At 49.5% G+C, this 16,070-nt stretch carries 17 protein-coding genes; 7 read left to right on the plus strand and 10 right to left on the minus strand.

The features are described 5' to 3' along the window. Positions 1–2: 2 nt before the first annotated feature. Together ACYQ2L_RS05430 and ACYQ2L_RS05435 are read right to left on the minus strand one after the other, a co-directional pair. Complete coding sequence (locus ACYQ2L_RS05430; RefSeq protein WP_460052168.1) at positions 3–854, minus strand: hypothetical protein; 852 nt, start codon at positions 852–854, stop codon at positions 3–5. A 560-nt stretch (positions 855–1,414) separates the two neighbouring features. After that, entirely contained in the window at positions 1,415–1,666 is a 252-nt protein-coding gene (locus ACYQ2L_RS05435; protein WP_460052173.1) for a DUF6364 family protein, read from the minus strand. Between the two features lie 166 nt (positions 1,667–1,832). Here ACYQ2L_RS05435 and ACYQ2L_RS05440 point away from each other — a divergent pair, with 166 nt between their 5' ends. After that, positions 1,833–3,170: an integron integrase gene (locus tag ACYQ2L_RS05440; RefSeq protein WP_460052176.1), complete on the plus strand. Its 1,338-nt coding sequence runs from the start codon at positions 1,833–1,835 to the stop codon at positions 3,168–3,170. A gap of 137 nt (positions 3,171–3,307) precedes the next feature. On the opposite strand, the gene ACYQ2L_RS05445 is transcribed toward ACYQ2L_RS05440, so the two are convergent. After that, complete coding sequence (locus tag ACYQ2L_RS05445; protein ID WP_460052180.1) at positions 3,308–3,961, minus strand: class I SAM-dependent methyltransferase; 654 nt, start codon at positions 3,959–3,961, stop codon at positions 3,308–3,310. Beyond that, positions 3,958–4,485 carry an NUDIX hydrolase gene (locus ACYQ2L_RS05450; protein ID WP_460052185.1) on the minus strand — a complete coding sequence of 176 codons (528 nt, stop codon included), beginning with the start codon at positions 4,483–4,485 and terminating at the stop codon, positions 3,958–3,960. The genes ACYQ2L_RS05445 and ACYQ2L_RS05450 overlap by 4 nt, the downstream gene beginning before the upstream one ends. A 185-nt stretch (positions 4,486–4,670) precedes the next feature. On the opposite strand from ACYQ2L_RS05450, the gene ACYQ2L_RS05455 reads away from it, so the two are divergent. After that, positions 4,671–5,300, plus strand: coding sequence for a lysophospholipid acyltransferase family protein (locus tag ACYQ2L_RS05455; RefSeq protein ID WP_460052189.1), 630 nt, complete (start codon positions 4,671–4,673; stop codon positions 5,298–5,300). Positions 5,301–5,353: 53 nt separating this feature from the next. Here ACYQ2L_RS05455 and ACYQ2L_RS05460 read toward each other — a convergent pair whose 3' ends face one another. Both ACYQ2L_RS05460 and ACYQ2L_RS05465 read right to left on the minus strand, forming a co-directional pair. Beyond that, on the minus strand, positions 5,354–5,845 hold the full coding sequence (locus tag ACYQ2L_RS05460; RefSeq protein ID WP_460052193.1) for a flavodoxin domain-containing protein: 492 nt from the start codon (positions 5,843–5,845) through the stop codon (positions 5,354–5,356). Between the two features lie 10 nt (positions 5,846–5,855). Continuing rightward, positions 5,856–6,236: a Rid family detoxifying hydrolase gene (locus ACYQ2L_RS05465; protein WP_460052197.1), complete on the minus strand. Its 381-nt coding sequence runs from the start codon at positions 6,234–6,236 to the stop codon at positions 5,856–5,858. A 61-nt stretch (positions 6,237–6,297) separates the two neighbouring features. Between ACYQ2L_RS05465 and ACYQ2L_RS05470 the strand changes: the two genes are divergently transcribed. The 4 genes from ACYQ2L_RS05470 (at position 6,298) to ACYQ2L_RS05485 (ending at position 10,064) form a co-directional block, all read left to right on the plus strand. Continuing rightward, positions 6,298–7,536, plus strand: a complete 1,239-nt coding sequence (locus tag ACYQ2L_RS05470) for an NAD(P)/FAD-dependent oxidoreductase (RefSeq protein WP_460052200.1) — start codon at positions 6,298–6,300, stop codon at positions 7,534–7,536. A 44-nt stretch (positions 7,537–7,580) separates the two neighbouring features. Then, positions 7,581–8,192 carry a superoxide dismutase gene (locus ACYQ2L_RS05475; protein ID WP_460052203.1) on the plus strand — a complete coding sequence of 204 codons (612 nt, stop codon included), beginning with the start codon at positions 7,581–7,583 and terminating at the stop codon, positions 8,190–8,192. A 157-nt stretch (positions 8,193–8,349) separates the two neighbouring features. Continuing rightward, positions 8,350–9,585, plus strand: coding sequence for an aminotransferase class V-fold PLP-dependent enzyme (locus tag ACYQ2L_RS05480; RefSeq protein ID WP_460052207.1), 1,236 nt, complete (start codon positions 8,350–8,352; stop codon positions 9,583–9,585). After that, the gene (locus tag ACYQ2L_RS05485; protein ID WP_460052210.1) at positions 9,585–10,064 is read left to right on the plus strand and encodes an iron-sulfur cluster assembly scaffold protein; all 480 of its coding nucleotides are present in this window, start codon (positions 9,585–9,587) and stop codon (positions 10,062–10,064) included. The genes ACYQ2L_RS05480 and ACYQ2L_RS05485 overlap by 1 nt, the downstream gene beginning before the upstream one ends. Positions 10,065–10,086: 22 nt before the next feature. On the opposite strand, the gene ACYQ2L_RS05490 is transcribed toward ACYQ2L_RS05485, so the two are convergent. The 3 genes from ACYQ2L_RS05490 to ACYQ2L_RS05500 all read right to left on the minus strand — a co-directional run bounded on the left by ACYQ2L_RS05490 (position 10,087) and on the right by ACYQ2L_RS05500 (position 13,989). Further along, on the minus strand, positions 10,087–12,345 hold the full coding sequence (locus ACYQ2L_RS05490; RefSeq protein WP_460052214.1) for a heavy metal translocating P-type ATPase: 2,259 nt from the start codon (positions 12,343–12,345) through the stop codon (positions 10,087–10,089). 85 nt (positions 12,346–12,430) lie between these two features. Continuing rightward, the gene (locus ACYQ2L_RS05495; RefSeq protein WP_460052217.1) at positions 12,431–12,949 is read right to left on the minus strand and encodes a hypothetical protein; all 519 of its coding nucleotides are present in this window, start codon (positions 12,947–12,949) and stop codon (positions 12,431–12,433) included. Positions 12,950–12,981: 32 nt separating this feature from the next. After that, entirely contained in the window at positions 12,982–13,989 is a 1,008-nt protein-coding gene (locus ACYQ2L_RS05500) for a glycoside hydrolase family 3 N-terminal domain-containing protein (RefSeq protein WP_460052221.1), read from the minus strand. Between the two features lie 269 nt (positions 13,990–14,258). Between ACYQ2L_RS05500 and ACYQ2L_RS05505 the strand changes: the two genes are divergently transcribed. Continuing rightward, positions 14,259–15,188, plus strand: a complete 930-nt coding sequence (locus tag ACYQ2L_RS05505; RefSeq protein ID WP_460052225.1) for a tetratricopeptide repeat protein — start codon at positions 14,259–14,261, stop codon at positions 15,186–15,188. Between the two features lie 101 nt (positions 15,189–15,289). Here ACYQ2L_RS05505 and ACYQ2L_RS05510 read toward each other — a convergent pair whose 3' ends face one another. Further along, positions 15,290–16,024 (minus strand): lysophospholipid acyltransferase family protein, encoded by a 735-nt coding sequence (locus tag ACYQ2L_RS05510; protein WP_460052229.1) that lies wholly within the window; start codon positions 16,022–16,024, stop codon positions 15,290–15,292. Between the last annotated feature and the right edge of the window lie 46 nt (positions 16,025–16,070).

Raw genomic sequence — 16,070 nt, forward strand, 5'->3', positions numbered from 1 at the left:
ATTTATTCTCTTCTTCCAATATTAAACAATCCATTAGTTCTTACAGGATATATTTTGTCATCATACATTTTAAGTAGTTTTAAACTTATTTCTTTATCTAAATTCAATATTTTTTCATAAATAAAAACAGAGTATTTTAATACATCAACATCATAATTAAATTCAAATCTAGTAATGTCTCTTTCATTGGGATTTATGGGTAGTTTTCCGTAAATAAACCATTTGTTTTTTAGCTTTATTGCTTCAATCGATAACACAGTATCAACTGGAGTATAATGAATAAAACAATCCCTATAATCCTTCATTTTCGAAACCCAACCATCCTTTTCAGAATTTAGAAAACTGATAATTCCATAAGTATCATTTTTATTCTTACAAGCTTTATTAAAATTCGGTGGTAATTGTTCCTTAAATGCTGTACTTAATATTCTTGCCGTTATGTCCAAAGAAATATTAGCTGATGATAACAAGGATTCAAATTCCCAATACATTACTTTCGTTTTAATATTAGACAACGCCATTCCATTTAGTTTAGATTTTTTTAATTTCCCATATTCTTCACACGTAAGATTGCAATTTGATACATCAGGTAGTTCAGCATCATGGTTATTTAATCTATTGGTAAATTCTTTATGAGCTTCAACATAAATTGCGTGAACATTACCAAGTCGATATACAAAACATTCTAAATGGTGTCTAAATATTCTTGGATATTCTCGTAGAAACCAACAAATCTCATTATATTGATCATCATTCCTTTTTTCTAATTCAAACCTAATTTTATTCAAAGATAATACTATATCTGGTGATCTATTAATAATATTTAATGGTTGAATCGCTTGTATAGTTTTCATTTCTTTCTCTTCTGCCCGAAGGGTCAATCTAACATATTTGCTTGCAAGATTCTAATAAAAAAAATCAATTTGTCATTTCTCATTATGGTGAAGGAATATAAGCTATTTCAACATCAGTAAATGTTGTAAGAATGCAATCATCAGTGCAAATACGGGCAGAATAATAGAAATCTTCTGCTTATTACTACCAAGCCCAGTAGAATATGTTTTCGACACGGACGATCTCTTAATCAGCTCGCCCTTAAGCTGGCGCGATTTTTTGGCCGGCGAAAGCCGGAAACAACAAAAATCATGACATTAGGCGAGTGTATTTAATGTACTTGTTATCCTGCTTTTATTATAGTTATAAACTCTTCTGCATCCACAATAGTAATAGTATTTGATCGAAAATCTTTTTTATTTCTTGTGATAATAAATTCTACATTTTGTTTTTCAGCTATTACAATATGCAAATCGTCCTCAAAATCTTTATATCTATTGGCTAGTGCAGATTTAATTATTTGGATATTATATAATAACAATTGGCTAATGTTAATGGAGAAATAAATCTTAATATTGTATCATTTTGCATGCTTCTCAAATAAATAATTTTTCTTTGTATTATCAATTTCAGTATTATATTTTATTATATCTTTATACTTTTTTGTAATAGACGAGTAATTGTCTTCTTGCAGGGCATAATTCTCTTTAACCAAATACATTTTGTATAGTTTTTCAGCTAAATCACTGACTGATTGGTTATGGATAGAGGCATATATTTTTATTCTTTCAATAACGTCTTTGTCTAATCTTAAAGTTAGTTTTGTGTCCATATAGGCCTCCGTGACGTATATAAATTAAATATCCGTCATATTAGCATCATCGTCAATTAATTTATAATCAAGATAATCACCAAGAGTGAATACATAAATTCCGTTTGAGTTGTAAATTTACCCTTCCGGATGAAATTATCTGTTGTAATACCTGGTAGGGGGAATAGTGAATAACTATCTGGATCAATTCAGGTTGTATATTGCTGACTCATTGGGTCTTGGCAATAAAATAGCCGAGTATTCCTGCAATTGGGTTTCATATTATCTACGTATGGCCCCTGATCTTCCGGAGGAAAGAGAGCAGTCTATTGAGCAGTTTGCCATTGCGCTGAGTAGAAGAAAGCCGGAGACGCATGTCCAGTATGCAGTCGAAGCTCTGCAGCGTTATTTTCTGTTTATAGATCTGCTGGAGCGTTCTATAGATCCGGATACGGCTGCTGCTGACAACTGGCAACAGAGAACTGCATACCTCGAGAATCAGGTGAGGGAAGTACTCAGACTGAAGCATCGATCATACAAGACAGAAAAATCGTATATTTCCTGGCTGCATCGCTTTTTTTCATTCCTGTGTGAACACCGGGGATTCCCCGATTCACGGCAGTTTTCAGCTGCTGATCTTCGTGCATTTCTCGGGTGGCTGGCAGCTGAGCAGCATGTTGGCTCAGGAACCCAGAATCAGGCTTTCAACGCCTTGCTGGTGCTGTATCGCTCGGTAATCCAGGTGGATATTGATGGTCTCCAGTCTGCACTGCGGGCGAAACCAAAACGCAGGCTGCCGGTTGTCCTGAGTAAGCCTGAAGTTTCGACTGTGTTCTCGCTTATGTCAAACCCTTATCGTCTCATGCTACAACTTATTTATGCAGGAGGGCTCAGGCTTGAAGAATGTCTGTGTTTGAGGATCAAGGATCTGGATTTCGAGAATGCGATGTTGACTGTAAGATCCGGGAAAGGTGACAAGGATAGGCTGACTCTGTTTCCGCCTGTGCTGCATGAAGATGTACGGCATCATATAAAAAGTCAGCGTGAAATCTGGGAGCGTGATCGTCGCGAGGGAAATCCCGGTGTTGCGATTCCGCAGGCCATTGCCAGAAAATATCGTGGCGTCGACAAGGACTGGAACTGGTTCTGGTTGTTTCCGGCATCCGGGTTCTGTACCGATCCCCGTAGTTCCAGGAAGGTTCGGTGGCATATTCATCCGTCAGTGCTGCAGCGGCAGGTTCGTAAGTCCTTGCAGGATGCTGATATTTCCAGACCTGCCTCGGTTCACAGCTTCCGACATAGTTTTGCGACGCATCTTATTGAAGACGGTTACGATATCCGTACGGTGCAGGAACTGCTTGGTCATAATAATCTGAAAACTACCATGATCTATACGCATGTGGCTGTACGTAACAAACGGGGTGTTCGAAGTCCGCTGGAAGGTGTTGCTGCCTGCAGAAGAGAATCTCCGGATCGCCCTGACCTGTATTCCGGGCACAGCGGGGCAATTCTCGAAGGTATATGAGAATTGCTTCATGCTCTCTGTCTGGAGCGCACTGCTCTGTCCGGCGGACCAGGAGGCAGAGTATGCGGTACCATTTTTAACTCAGTATAGGGGATGTTTCTCATATTGCAAGAAAATGACGGGATTTTGCATGTGGTTTATAGCTTGCGGAAAATAATTATTCTGTTTTTGACTTCCTGGATTATTTGAAGCGAGAATCTGGCGGCGACATAGTCCATTGTCTGCCGGTGGAAATATGAGCTATGGCTGGGGTCGGTGGTATAGTACCATTGCCGGAACTGCGGGAGGTCCTGCCATTGCTCGGTCATGACTGCAAGTATTCCGTCCTGTTTCAGCAATTCAGTTATCTGCTGAATGTCATGTACGGGTTCATAAAAATGCTCGAAGCACTCGGTTGAGAATATAAAGTCATAGGGTCCTTGAGGTTTCTGTGGTCTGAATAACGGATCATAATCATCACAGTGCATTCCTTCCCGGCGAAGGAGTTCGGAAAGGGTGGGGCCGGGTCCGCAGCCGTAGTCGAGTCCCCGCATGCCGGTTCTGAGCCAGGCTAAGGTAGGTGTTATAATCTGCTGCAGAAATCTGACATAGCCTGGCTGTTCTATGCTGTTCTCATGGGTTCCGTAGTACGATTTTTCGGCTTCGGGGGTGAGTCTGCTGGCAGGATCTATAAATATCAACCGGCAGGTGGGGCAGAGAAAATAGCGGCGTGTGTCTTTCCCTTGTACCTGCTGTTTTTCCTGCTGATCGGCACAGAGGGGACAGCTTATATGCGGTGACTGCGGGTTCATGCGAATAGCCTGCTCATAGTTTCAAGGGCAAGTATTTCCCGTTGCAGCCAGCTTGGGCTTTCGGTGGTCGGGTCATTCAGGATTGCATTATTGGCTGTCAGTGCTTCCTCCAGACTTACCCAGCGACTGACAAAGCCGAGTTCCTGTTCATATTTTTCCAGCTCAGGCTGAACGGTTCTGCTGCTGATGCTGCAGCTGTAGTAGGCTGATTTCATGACAAAGGCGGTGTCTGAGCTTTCACGAGCCTGGCTGAACTCTTCTATTACAAGCAGCTTTGGTCCGATTTCGGTGGTTATGCAGCCGCATTCTTCCTGTAGTTCACGGCTGAGAGCGCTGGCAGCATCCTCTCCGTATTCGATGCCACCACCGGGGAACTTGTAGTCACCTATCTGCTCTGAATACACCATAAGAAAGTTTTTTCCCTGGTGAATTACTGCCCGCACTGCACAGCGTTCGACACGTTTTCTGAGTTGTACAGCAACGGGATTGTGAATTATGTTCAGACAGTGGGAGTGTTCTTTCATGTCAGATGTATAATAGCATATACTGCGGGGTATCTAAAGGAAAACATACAGTGTGTTGTCTGTTCTCTCCTGTATCAGGGTATATTAGAAAATCAATAATAAAAATATTAAGATATTGTTGTGCCGTTTTTCGGAATCCCGTACTATAATGCCCCTGTACAGATCAGATATTTTGCGGAGGAATCATGTTTCAACTGAGTGTACGCAGGTTTTCCTGGCTTATTCAGCAGATAATGAGGGCGGATTTATTTTTCAGCCGTTATAGGGATATTAACAGGAAACAGGCAGAAGATGCTATGAAAAATGGCGGGCTGCTGCTTGTCTGGCACCAGAATTTATGGGTGGTAATACTGCAGTGGCGGAAGTCGGGCTATACTGCATTGGCTGGAATCAGTCGTGAGGGCCAGATTATCGGTCAGACTCTGGAGCGGATGCAATGGGATGTAGTACGGGGATCCAGTACAGATAATTCAGTGAGCTCGATGCGGAGTATTATCAATCTTCTGAAGAAACAGAAGATTGTTGCTATTACCCCTGACGGGCCAAGCGGCCCTCCATACAAGACCAAGCTGGGGCCGATTCTCATGCAGCAGCTGACTGGAGTTCCAATCATTCCGGTAGGGGTTCATTCTACGGTGAATTATACCAGCAGGAAGGCCTGGGACAGCTCGATTGTTCCTTTGCCCTTCAGCCGGGTTACCTTTTATTACGGTGAGCCGATAACTGGTCTGGCCGGCATGGATCGTGAAGATGCTGCTGAACTGGTTAACAAGGCGATGGAGGATGCCAGCAGGAAGGCGCGCTGGGCCAGATAGTGACTGGACTGATTGGGTCCGGTTACGTTACCGGACCCAATGATTGCAGTGGCTCAGGCTATGCTGCGAGCCCAGTCCCTGACTTCCTGGCAGTCCCGGATGTCTGCTGGTGTCTGCTTGGAAATACCGAACAGCAACCGGGCTGCTCCTGGCATCTGCTTGTCTATTCTTCCCTTGAAGTGAACGGTTCCGGCTGCTCCATACTGGTTGGCGAGGGTATCCATGCCCTTGGTCACCACGTTGTGCCAGAATTTCCGCCCACTGTGCATGACATAGCCGACACTGTACAGGTAGACCTTCCGGCTGCCGAGTTCGCTGGCATAGCTTTCCAGAAAGGTTTTTCCTTCTTCTGCCCAGTTCATTCCATGGATCGGTGCGCCGATTATCAGACTGTCAAAACCTTCAAAATCGGCGGCTGAGTGAATGTCGCTGATTGCACGGATGCTGCAGCTGTGCCCCTTTGCTTTCAGTTCCTCACAGATAAGTCCTGCTGCTTCTTCGCTGCTGCCTGTCTTGCTGTAGTAGGCAATTAATGTGTTTTCCATGTGTTCCTTTTCAATCGCGGATTGCGATAGCTTCAATTTCTATTCCGGCATTCTTCGGGAGTGCGGCGACTGCGTATGCGGCCCGTGCCGGGTAGGGTTCCTGCACGTATTCTGCATAGACTTCGTTTACTGCTGCAAAATCGTTGATGTCTGTCAGCAGTATGGTACATTTTACCAGATCTCCCCAGCAGAAGCCTGCGCGGGTCAGTATGCGTCCTATGTTCTCCAGAGCCTGTCGGGTCTGTACCTGGATGCCACCCGTCACAAGTTCGCCGCTTTCAAAGTCGAGCGGTATCTGTCCGGACACAAACAGCTGATTTCCGACCTGTACGGCGGGAGAGTACGGGCCGATTGCTGCATTATCCAGGGATATTACTTGTCGTAAACTCATGTTTTCAGTACTCCTTTAGATAGTGTATATTGTTCAGATAGTATCATGAGAGGAGCAAACCGTGAAGACTCGCTACAGCTATGTTATAGTCGGTGCTGGCGCTGCTGGAACTGCAGCAGCCCGCGCTATCCGCCAGGAAGATCCGCAGGCGCCGCTGCTGGTAATCAGCAATGAGGATCGCTTTCCGTATCATCGCACCCAGTTATCCAAGAATCTGGTCCATGGATTTGAACGCGATCAGTTTGCGCTTGAGGATGCAGGTTTCTGGGAACCGGCTGGTATCGATCTGCTGACAGATGTACAGGTAATCGGTATTGATCCCGAGACAAAAACACTGGCTTTGAGTAACGGTTCGGAGTTCTCCTATGAACGCTTGCTGCTGGCGACCGGCGGCCGTCCGAGGCTTTCCTCCCGTTACGGCATAGATACCGACGAGCTGACTGTTTTGCGTACCGCAGAGGAGGCCGAGGCTCTTATACTGACTGCATCCTCGGCTACTTCGGCTGTTGTGGCAGGTGATGGTGTTCTGGCTGTGGAGCTTGCTGATCAGCTTGCGCAGCGCGGTCTGCAGGTGGTTCTCGGGACTCGTGGCACGAGACTTATGCAGAAGCGTTTGAGTCCGCGGGCATCTGAACTGCTGCAGCAGGAACTAAGCGCACTCGAAATCAAGCTGGTGATGCAAAGCGAACTGGTCCGGGTTGAACAGAACCGCCCGGGTGTTCCGCTTCCCAAGCTTTCCGTAAGTCTCGGCGGCGGGGTGAGCCATGGTGAGGGTGAATTCCATGCCGATATTGTGGCGGTAGCCTATGGTATTGAGCCGGATGTCAGTCTGGCATCGGATGCTGGCATCGAGACAGATCGCGGTATTCAGGTTAATAAATACCTCGAGACTTCCGTTTCAGATATCTATGCTGCTGGTGACTGTGCGCAGCATCCTGACGGCAGTCTGACGGGTGTCTGGCGTGCTGCAGATGCCCAGGGTACACTGGCAGCCCGCAATATGATTGCAGATAGCAACCACGACCAGTCCGGACGCAAAGCCTGGGACAATCCGGTTTTCCGCCTGAAGTTTACTGCGAACGGAAAGCTGTTCTGTACGGTTAACGTTCCACAGAACCCTGCTGCATTCCAGCTGCATGAGGTCGAGCAAAACGGCATATACCAGGCCTGGTATGTACAGGATGGTATCGTGAAAGGCAGTGTTTCGGTTGGTGATCCGGATCGTATGCAGGACTATGAAGATGCGGTCCGTTATGAGCTTTCTCTGGATGATGCCTTGAAGAAGCTTGCCGTTTCCTGAGCAAAATCAGTATGTTTTGAGGAAGGAACATAAAGGAGATTATTATGGCTTTTACGACACCTGATTTACCATATGCTTTCAATGCGCTCGAGCCGCATATCGACGCCCAGACCATGGAAATTCACCATGACAAGCATCATGCTGGCTATGTTGCCAAACTGAATGCTGCGGTTGAGGGAACTGAATATGCTGACTGGGATGCTGAAACCCTGGTCAAGGAAGTAAATACCCTACCGGAAAACCTGCAGACAGCGGTCCGCAACAACGGTGGCGGTCATGTGAACCATAGTCTGTTCTGGACGGTTATCGGTCCCGACGGCGGTGGTAAGCCTTCCGGTGAACTCGCGAGCAGGATAGATGCGGCCTTCGGCAGTTTCGATGCCTTCAAGGATAGCTTTGCGGCAGCAGCAGCTGGCCGTTTCGGTAGCGGCTGGGCATGGCTGGTTGTGAATCAGTCCGGTGATCTTGAGGTTACCAGCACTGCCAACCAGGATAACCCGATGACCTACCACAAGACTCCGATTCTTGGTCTGGATGTTTGGGAACATGCCTATTATCTGAAGTACCAGAATCGCCGTCCCGAATACATCAATGCCTTTTTCGAGGTGGTGAACTGGAACGAAGTGGCGAAGCGTTACGCGGCAGCCAAAAAATAAGGCGCTGGCGGCTGTCCGCGTGTCGGACTGAGTCCGCCCCATGCGTTAATTATGGGCACAGCAGAGCTGTGCGCGCAATTTCTCAAAAGACCCGGTTCTACCGGGTCTTTTTTATAATAATCTTCCCTCTGAGGATAAATTAGGGTACCCTAATAGTATGTATGTAAGTGATGCGACAATAGAGAAGATTCGGGCTGATTTTCCGATTCTGCAGCGTTTGATGCGCGGCAAGCCCCTGGTGTATCTGGACAACGGGGCGACGAGTCTGACGCCGATGCAGGTGATTGAGGCGGAGTCGAGATATTACACCGAGTACAATGCCAATATTCACCGAGGCCATTATGAATACAGCGAGCAGGCGACGGTTGCTTTTGACGAGACGCGATCGCTGCTGAAGGAATTTCTGCATGTTCCGGACGATGGTCATATAATTTTTACCAAGAGTGCGACCGAGAGCAGTAATCTGGTAGCCTACAGCTGGGCGCGGAAGTTTCTGAAACCGGGGGATGTGGTGGTGACGACCGAGCTTGAGCACCACGCGAATCTGGTGCCCTGGCAGGCGGCGGTGCAGGCGACGGGGGCTGAACTGCGTTTTATTCCCCTGACGGCGTCGGGTGAGCTGGATATTTCCGATCTCGATTCCTTGTTTACAGATAAGGTGCGGCTGGTTGCGCTGAGTGCGATGTCGAATGTGACCGGGTATATGCCGCCGCTTGAACCGATTATTGCGGCCGCCCGTGCGGTCGGGGCGCTGGTTTTCCTGGATGGGGCGCAGCTGGTGAGTCATTATCCGGTAGATCTGCGGAAGCTGGATGTGGATTTCCTTTCTTTCAGCGCGCACAAGATGCTGGGGCCGACGGGGGTCGGGGTGCTGTATGGCCGGGAGCAGGTGCTGGATGCCATGGATCCTTTTCTGTACGGCGGTGACATGATTGAGTCGGTGTTCCGTGATTATTCTACCTATGAGCGCTTGCCGCAGAAGTTCGAGGCGGGGACGCCGAATATTGCGGGGGTGATCGGTTTCGGGGCGGCTGTTCGTTATCTGCAGGGGGTGGGCATGGAGGCGATTGCTTCTCATGAGCATCGCTTGCTGGAGATTATGCTGCGCAAGGCTGCGGAGCGGCCCTTTATGGATGTCTATGGCTGCAAGAATCCTGCCAGGAGCGGGGGGATTTTCAGCTTTAATATTAAGGGTGTGCATCCGCACGATACGGGGGCTTTGCTGGATAGTCAGGGAGTGGCAATCCGTACGGGGACTCACTGTGCCCAGCCTTTGATGCGTCACTGGAATATTCCGGGGACCTCGCGTGCGGTGGTTTACCTGTATAATACCGTTGATGATGTCGAGCGCTTTTTTACGGCAGTTGACCGGGCGCAGAGTCTGTTTGCCTGATGTACGGTAATTCCGAGCGCAGCCGTAAGCTGATGGAGCGGTACCGGAATCCGCAGTTTGCCTGCCAGGGGAGTGAGGTCGACAGCGCCGTGGCTGCGGGGCTGAATTCGAGGCCGGCTTCGGGGGCTGTCGCTGCGGGGGCTGGATCTGCTTCGGCGGTCAATGAGCGCTGTGGGGACTCCGTAAAGCTACATGCAAGGTGGGAAGGTGAGGGGGCTGACCGTCGTCTGGCGGATCTCTGTCACGAGACCGAGGGCTGCAGTATCTGCCGGGTTTCGGCAGATATTATGTGTGCTGCGGCTATCGGGCTTGGCCCGGATGAACTGCGCTTGCTGGCCGACAGTGCCGAGGAATGGCTGCTGGGCTCGCGGGATGTTCCGCCGGCCATGGATCTGGATCTTCTGCAGGAAATGCGGACCAGCAGGGCCAGGGCGCGCTGTTTTCTGCTGCCCTGGGAGGCCCTGGCCAGGATCTGCTGATTGTTCCTGCTGATTCCGGCCCTTAGTCCCTGTCCAGCGGGACTTTTCTGAGGCGCAGGCTGTTATAAACTACATTCAGTGAACTGAGACTCATGGCGGCTGCTCCAATCATGGGGTGCAGCAGTCCGAGCATTGCTACGGGCACTGCGGCGACATTATACATCCATGCCCAGAAGTAGTTCTCCTTGATTTTCCTGAATATTGCCCGTGACAGTCGTATGGCGTGTACCAGGTTCTCGAGGTCACCGCGGACCAGGGTGACATCGGCGGCTTCGATTGCGATATCAGTACCGGTTCCAATGGCTATGCCGACGTTGGCTTGTTTGAGAGCCGGGGCGTCATTTATGCCGTCACCAACCATGGCCACGTAATCGTGGGTCTGCTGCAATCTGGTAATTTCGTTGACCTTGCCGTCAGGCAGGACTTCGGCAATTACCTGACTGATTCCGGCCTGGGCTGCGATTGCATGCGCTGTTCGCTGATTGTCGCCGGTGATCATGACGGTAGAAATTCCCATTGCCTCAAGCTCTGCGATTGCCCTGGCTGAATCCTCTTTTATGGGGTCAGCAATGGCGATTATGCCGAGAATGCGGCCGGCTCTGGCAATAATTACCGCGGTTTTGGCTTCATTTTCGAGCCGCTGCATGTCCTGCTCGAGGCTGCTGGGGTCCATTCCCTGGCTGTTCATGAGTTTTCTGGTTCCTGCCAGAATGATCTGACCCTCAGTTGTTCCCTGTACTCCGGCACCGCTGATTGCTTCGAAATCCTGTACCTGCTCGGGCTTTATGCCACGGGATTCAGCTTCCTTGATTATTGCATGTGCCAGGGGGTGCTCACTGGCGTGCTCTATGCTGGCTGCTGCCTGCAGAATATCTGATTCACTGGCTCCCGGAGAGGGGATAATATCGGTTACCGCGGGCTTTCCTTTGGTAATGGTACCTGTTTTGTCGAAGGCAATTATAGATATCGATTTAAGGGTCTGAACGGCTTCACCGTTGCGGATCAGGATTCCGTTTTCAGCACCGACTCCGCTGCCGACCATGAGGGCCGTGGGGGTTCCAAGACCAAGGGCACAGGGGCAGGCGATTACCAGCACTGCGGTTGAAGTGACGAAGGCCAGGGTGAGACGGCCGGCTTCAGGGTTAACCCAGGGCAGGAATCCTGCTCCCCAGTTCATGATCGCCAGGTGGAATTCAGGGAAAATCAGAAAGCTTGTAAAGGTCAGGGCGGTCAGGCCTAAAATGACGGGGACAAAATAGCCGGTTACGCGGTCAGCAAACTCCTGTATTGGAACCTTGCTTCCCTGGCATTCCTCGACCAGACGGATAACCTGGGAGAGGAAGCTGTCATCGCCGGTTTTACTGACCCGTACCTGAATACTGCCGTTCTGATTGACGGTAGCACCGATCACCTGGTCGCCGACCTGTTTTTTTACCGGTACCGATTCGCCGGTTGCCATGCTTTCGTCTATTGTGCTGCTGCCGCTTACAATTTCTCCGTCTCCGGGGATTTTTTCACCGGGGCGGATCAGCATTATGTCACCGACGGCAAGGTCGGCAACATCGATTTCTTTTTCTACGGATGTGCTGCCGTCCGGACCGGATACAAGAATCCGGGCGGTTTTGGCTCCAAGCTCGAGGAGTTTCTTGATTGCCTGTGAGGCGCGGCCCTTGGCGCGGACTTCCAGGTATTTCCCGATCAAATGGAATGTCATAATTGTGGCGGCCATTTCAATGAAAGTCTGTATGGGAAAGAAGAAGCCAGTGAGCCCAATAAAGAAGGGAGGCAGGGAGCCGAGTGAGACCAGCACGTCCATATTCGGTCGGCCACTCCGCATGGCGGCAAATGCTCCCTTGTGCACGTGAAATCCTGCCCATAGGACGACCGGAGCTGCCAGAATTGCAGTTATGACGAGGTAGCCGGGAATAGCCTGTATAAACATGTGAACTATCATGAGCAGCATTATGCTCGAGCTCAGGCTTGCCGAAACGATGAGTCGCATGCGTACCTGGCGGGCACGCTTCAGATCCTCTTCTTCCTGCTTCTGACTGTTGGCTTCTGTCAGCGTATAGCCGGCCCTGGCGACAGCCTTCTTGAGGTCTGACAGGCGTACCTGGCCCGGGTCAAAGCTTATACTTACCTTTTCACTGGCCAGGTTCACATTGGCCTGCTGAACACCGCTGCTGCTGTTCAATGCCTTTTCGACACTGCTTGAGCAGCTGGCACAGGTCATGCCCTGCACGTTCAGGGTGATTTTTTCTATGTTAATCGGATGATCCATACGTCCTCCTGTATCTTCTACCTAAAGGTAATATACCCCCTGGGGGTATGTCAAGGAGGAATTACGTATTTTCGGCTGTGAGCCCTTAATTATCCGATTCTATTGATTTACTGCCGACGTGGCGCATGCCGGTATTTTCGTCTGTAGTGACAGTGTGTTCCGTATTCATGCTCCCGGCATTCAGGCTTTCTGCTCGTCTGCGGTGCAGATTGCGAAGATACTGACCGCCGCCGATGGCTGCTGCAGCGATGGCTGCTCCGGCCGGGTGGATGTTTCCACCGCTGACCCAGCTGATTGCACTGCTGCCGGCAAGTACCAGTATGCATCCGCTGAACCAGAGTGCTGCGCGTCCCTGTTTGAGGTAGGCAATACCGGCTAGTCCGAAGAGTGACATAAGCAGGGAGAGTGCACTGCCTGGTTCGGTTCTGTTTGCCTGTTGACCATGCTGAAGAGAAACCCACAGCATTGAGGCCAGAGAACCGCCGATAATAAGCATGTTCCAGGTAAAAATAATAGATCCGCCAATGTAGAGGGCTTCAGTTAATCCTGCACCGCCGAGCAGGCGGGTAATAAAAAATATGGTTCCGATTATTATTCCAGTCATTAGCTGCAGTATAACATGTTTCGGATGGGCTGCTAGGACTGGTCGCTGTAGAGCAGTCCCAGTCGTATTTTTTCTGCAATGATTCGCGCATTTGCTTCAATGAGCCGTTCCCTGCGGAGCTCACCGGATTTCACTGCCTCAATAATCGACTGATGAATGAGGTCATATCTGCTCCCCATGGCAAGCAGCATGTCTGCACCGGCGGCGAGTGCCAGAACGGCTGTTTGTTCCGGTGCATAGCGAAGCGTCATACCGCGCATATACAGATCATCGGTAATAATGAGTCCGGAGAAGCCGATTTTTTTTCGCAGAAGATCCTGAATTACCGTCGCTGATATTGTTGCCGGCAGTTCCGGGTCAATGTCCGGAACCATGACATGTGCGGTCATTATTGCCGGCAGTTCAAGTTCGCGTACTGCCCGGGAGAAGGCGACCAGTTCTGTCTGCAAGGGATCGTTCATGGGTTCGCTGATTACAGGCAGCACATAATGGGGGTCTCCATCACCGCTGCCTGGAAAATGCTTTCCGACAGCGCTTACCCTTGTCTGCTGCATGGCGGTAATCATTGCGCCAGCTCTTTTATAGACTTCCTGTGGATCATGTGAGTATGAGCGGTAGCGCAGAAATTCCTGGTTTTCCTCGGTCAGGGGCTCAAGAATCGGAGCAAAATTCATATTGAATCCCAGGGAGCGGATTTTTTCCATGGACTCAAGATAGAGTGTGTGCAGTTCTTCATGACTGTACAAGTCGGTTTCAGAAGCATTGGGCAGGTTGTCGATAATACCCCGCAGGCGGAATACCGTACCACCTTCATGATCAATAGAGATAAACAGGGGAAAGGCACCTGCCGCAGCTGAAGCTTCCTGCAGTTCCCTGGTGTAGGACATGAGTTCATCTGCATTGCCGGGTATGTTGTAGCCGAGGAAAATGACTCCTCCGACGGGAATGGCTGCGAGTCCTGTTTTGAAGCTCTCGCTGGCGGATCGGCTGAAACCAGGGCTGACGATAAGGGGCTGGGCGGCCAGTTCCGGCAGGCTCATGTCTTCCACCAGCTGCTGGGCATGAGCGTTCAAACTAAGAGGGCCGTATTCAATCGGACTCGAATACAGAGGGAAATGGAGTTCGGTATTTTGCGGAGATGAACTCAATGGATTTTCTGGGTTCTCACTGCAGCCTGAGAGCGATGTGAATAGCAGACATAAAAATAAGTATAGGTAATTCTTGCACACAGCGTCTAAAATACATGCTTGCTTGATTTCTTGCAATATAATGTCTTTCCTTGCCTGGTCAGCTTGTGTACATTGAGCATATGAAGAAATATACTTTCGGCTTTCCTGCTTTTCTTTTACTGTGTGTCCTGCCGTTTTCCGTTTCTGGCTTGTCCAGGCAAGCTTTTCCGACTTCGCTTCCCGTATATCCGGAGTTGAACTCCATAGACTGGATGATTACCAATGGGGAATTCGACTCTGCAATTGCTGAACTTCGTGCTCTGTATGATTCCGGGCAGGAAACTGTACCGCTATTTGAAATCAGCTGGCGTTTGGCGCAGGCCCACATCTTTTCTGCGGAGGATGTACTTACGCGGACTAAGAACAGGGAGGAGGCTTCCCGTCGCTTTGACGAGGGTGAGTTCTGGATCCGTCGGACAATCGAACTGAATCCGGATGACCACATCGGATATTTCTGGACTGCTGCCCTGATCGGTCAGCGGGGTATGATGGATGGTGCTCTCTCATCTCTGCGCGGCGCAGGTGACATGCGTACTAATCTTCAGACTGCAGCGGCCTTGAATCCCCATGCAGCCCATGTCTATTATACGGCCTCTATTTTATACCTTGCCTTACCCAGGCTGATTTCTTTTGGTGACCGTGATGCAGCAGTTAATTTTGCCAGGGCTGGGGTGGATCTGCAGCTACGGGTATATGAACTGGGCGGAATAGTCCAGATCAAGGAAGATTTTTATCTGCAGCTGGCACGTTCACTCTGGGACAGAAACTGGAATCACCGCCGCAGGGATCGTGAGCGGACGGCTAAAATCAACAGTATAGAGTCACATGAGCATCCTTTTGACAGGGCAATGCGCTATGAGGCCAGAATAGAGCTTCGTCCACTTTCGGACCGGGAGGAGGCTCTGGAAATTCTCAGGCAGGTGGAGACCAGGCTGGCTGGCCGGGAGCTGAACTACAGTGATCAGCGGGACTGGGATGAACTGCAGAGTCTGAAGGCTGAGTGGCAATAAGCACAGCGGCTGCCCGTGCTTGTCGGCTGCCGCCTGCAAGAAGCGGCCGCCTGAACAAGCTGCCGCCGCTGGCAAACCAACGGCTCGAAATCAGGAAGAAATCAGGAGGGCAGATTGGCCTTGATCAGCTCGAACGACTTCTGTGAAAGCTCGGATGTATCCATTTCAGCTACGGCTTCCCTGCTGATTTCCGGCAGGACGCGTACCTGTATATGGGTTCTCTTGCGCATAATGAAGCTTTTTTTCGGCATGGATGTATAGGAGCCGTCAATTACAACAGGGATAATTGGTACACCGGCTTTCTTTGCAATTACGAAGGCGCCTTCCTTGAACTCCTGTATATTGCCATCCGGAGTGCGGGTACCTTCAGGAAATATAACTACCGAGCTGCCATTCTTGAGGGTTTTTATTGCGGTCTTCAGCATTTCAAACTGGCTGCGGCGATCGCTACGGTTCAGGGAGATGTAGCTGTTCAGCCGCATGTGCCAGCCAAATACAGGAATCGAGAACAATTCCTTTTTTGCCACCCACTTGAAGTGTTTGAACAGCCGGTACAGCACCAGAATATCCACAAGTGACTGGTGGTTGCTGACGATCATATATGTTTCACCCCTGCGGATGTTTTCTCTACCGCTAATGCGTATTTTCCAGAATGGATTGATCCAGGTATAGATGCTTGCCCACAGGCATGAATACTGATGAAGTAGTTTTTTCTGCCGGTCGAATGGATAGCTTACAGCCAGAAGCAGACAGGCAATTATGAATAAGGGAATGGCGATAAGTATGCAAAACAGCCAGACAAAAGATGATACGATAAGTGAAATCAAAAACTTCATGTACATTCCTCCTGAATCGTTCATATCTTCTCGATAAATACCTATT

The sequence above is a fragment of the Spirochaeta dissipatitropha genome, from assembly GCF_054657935.1.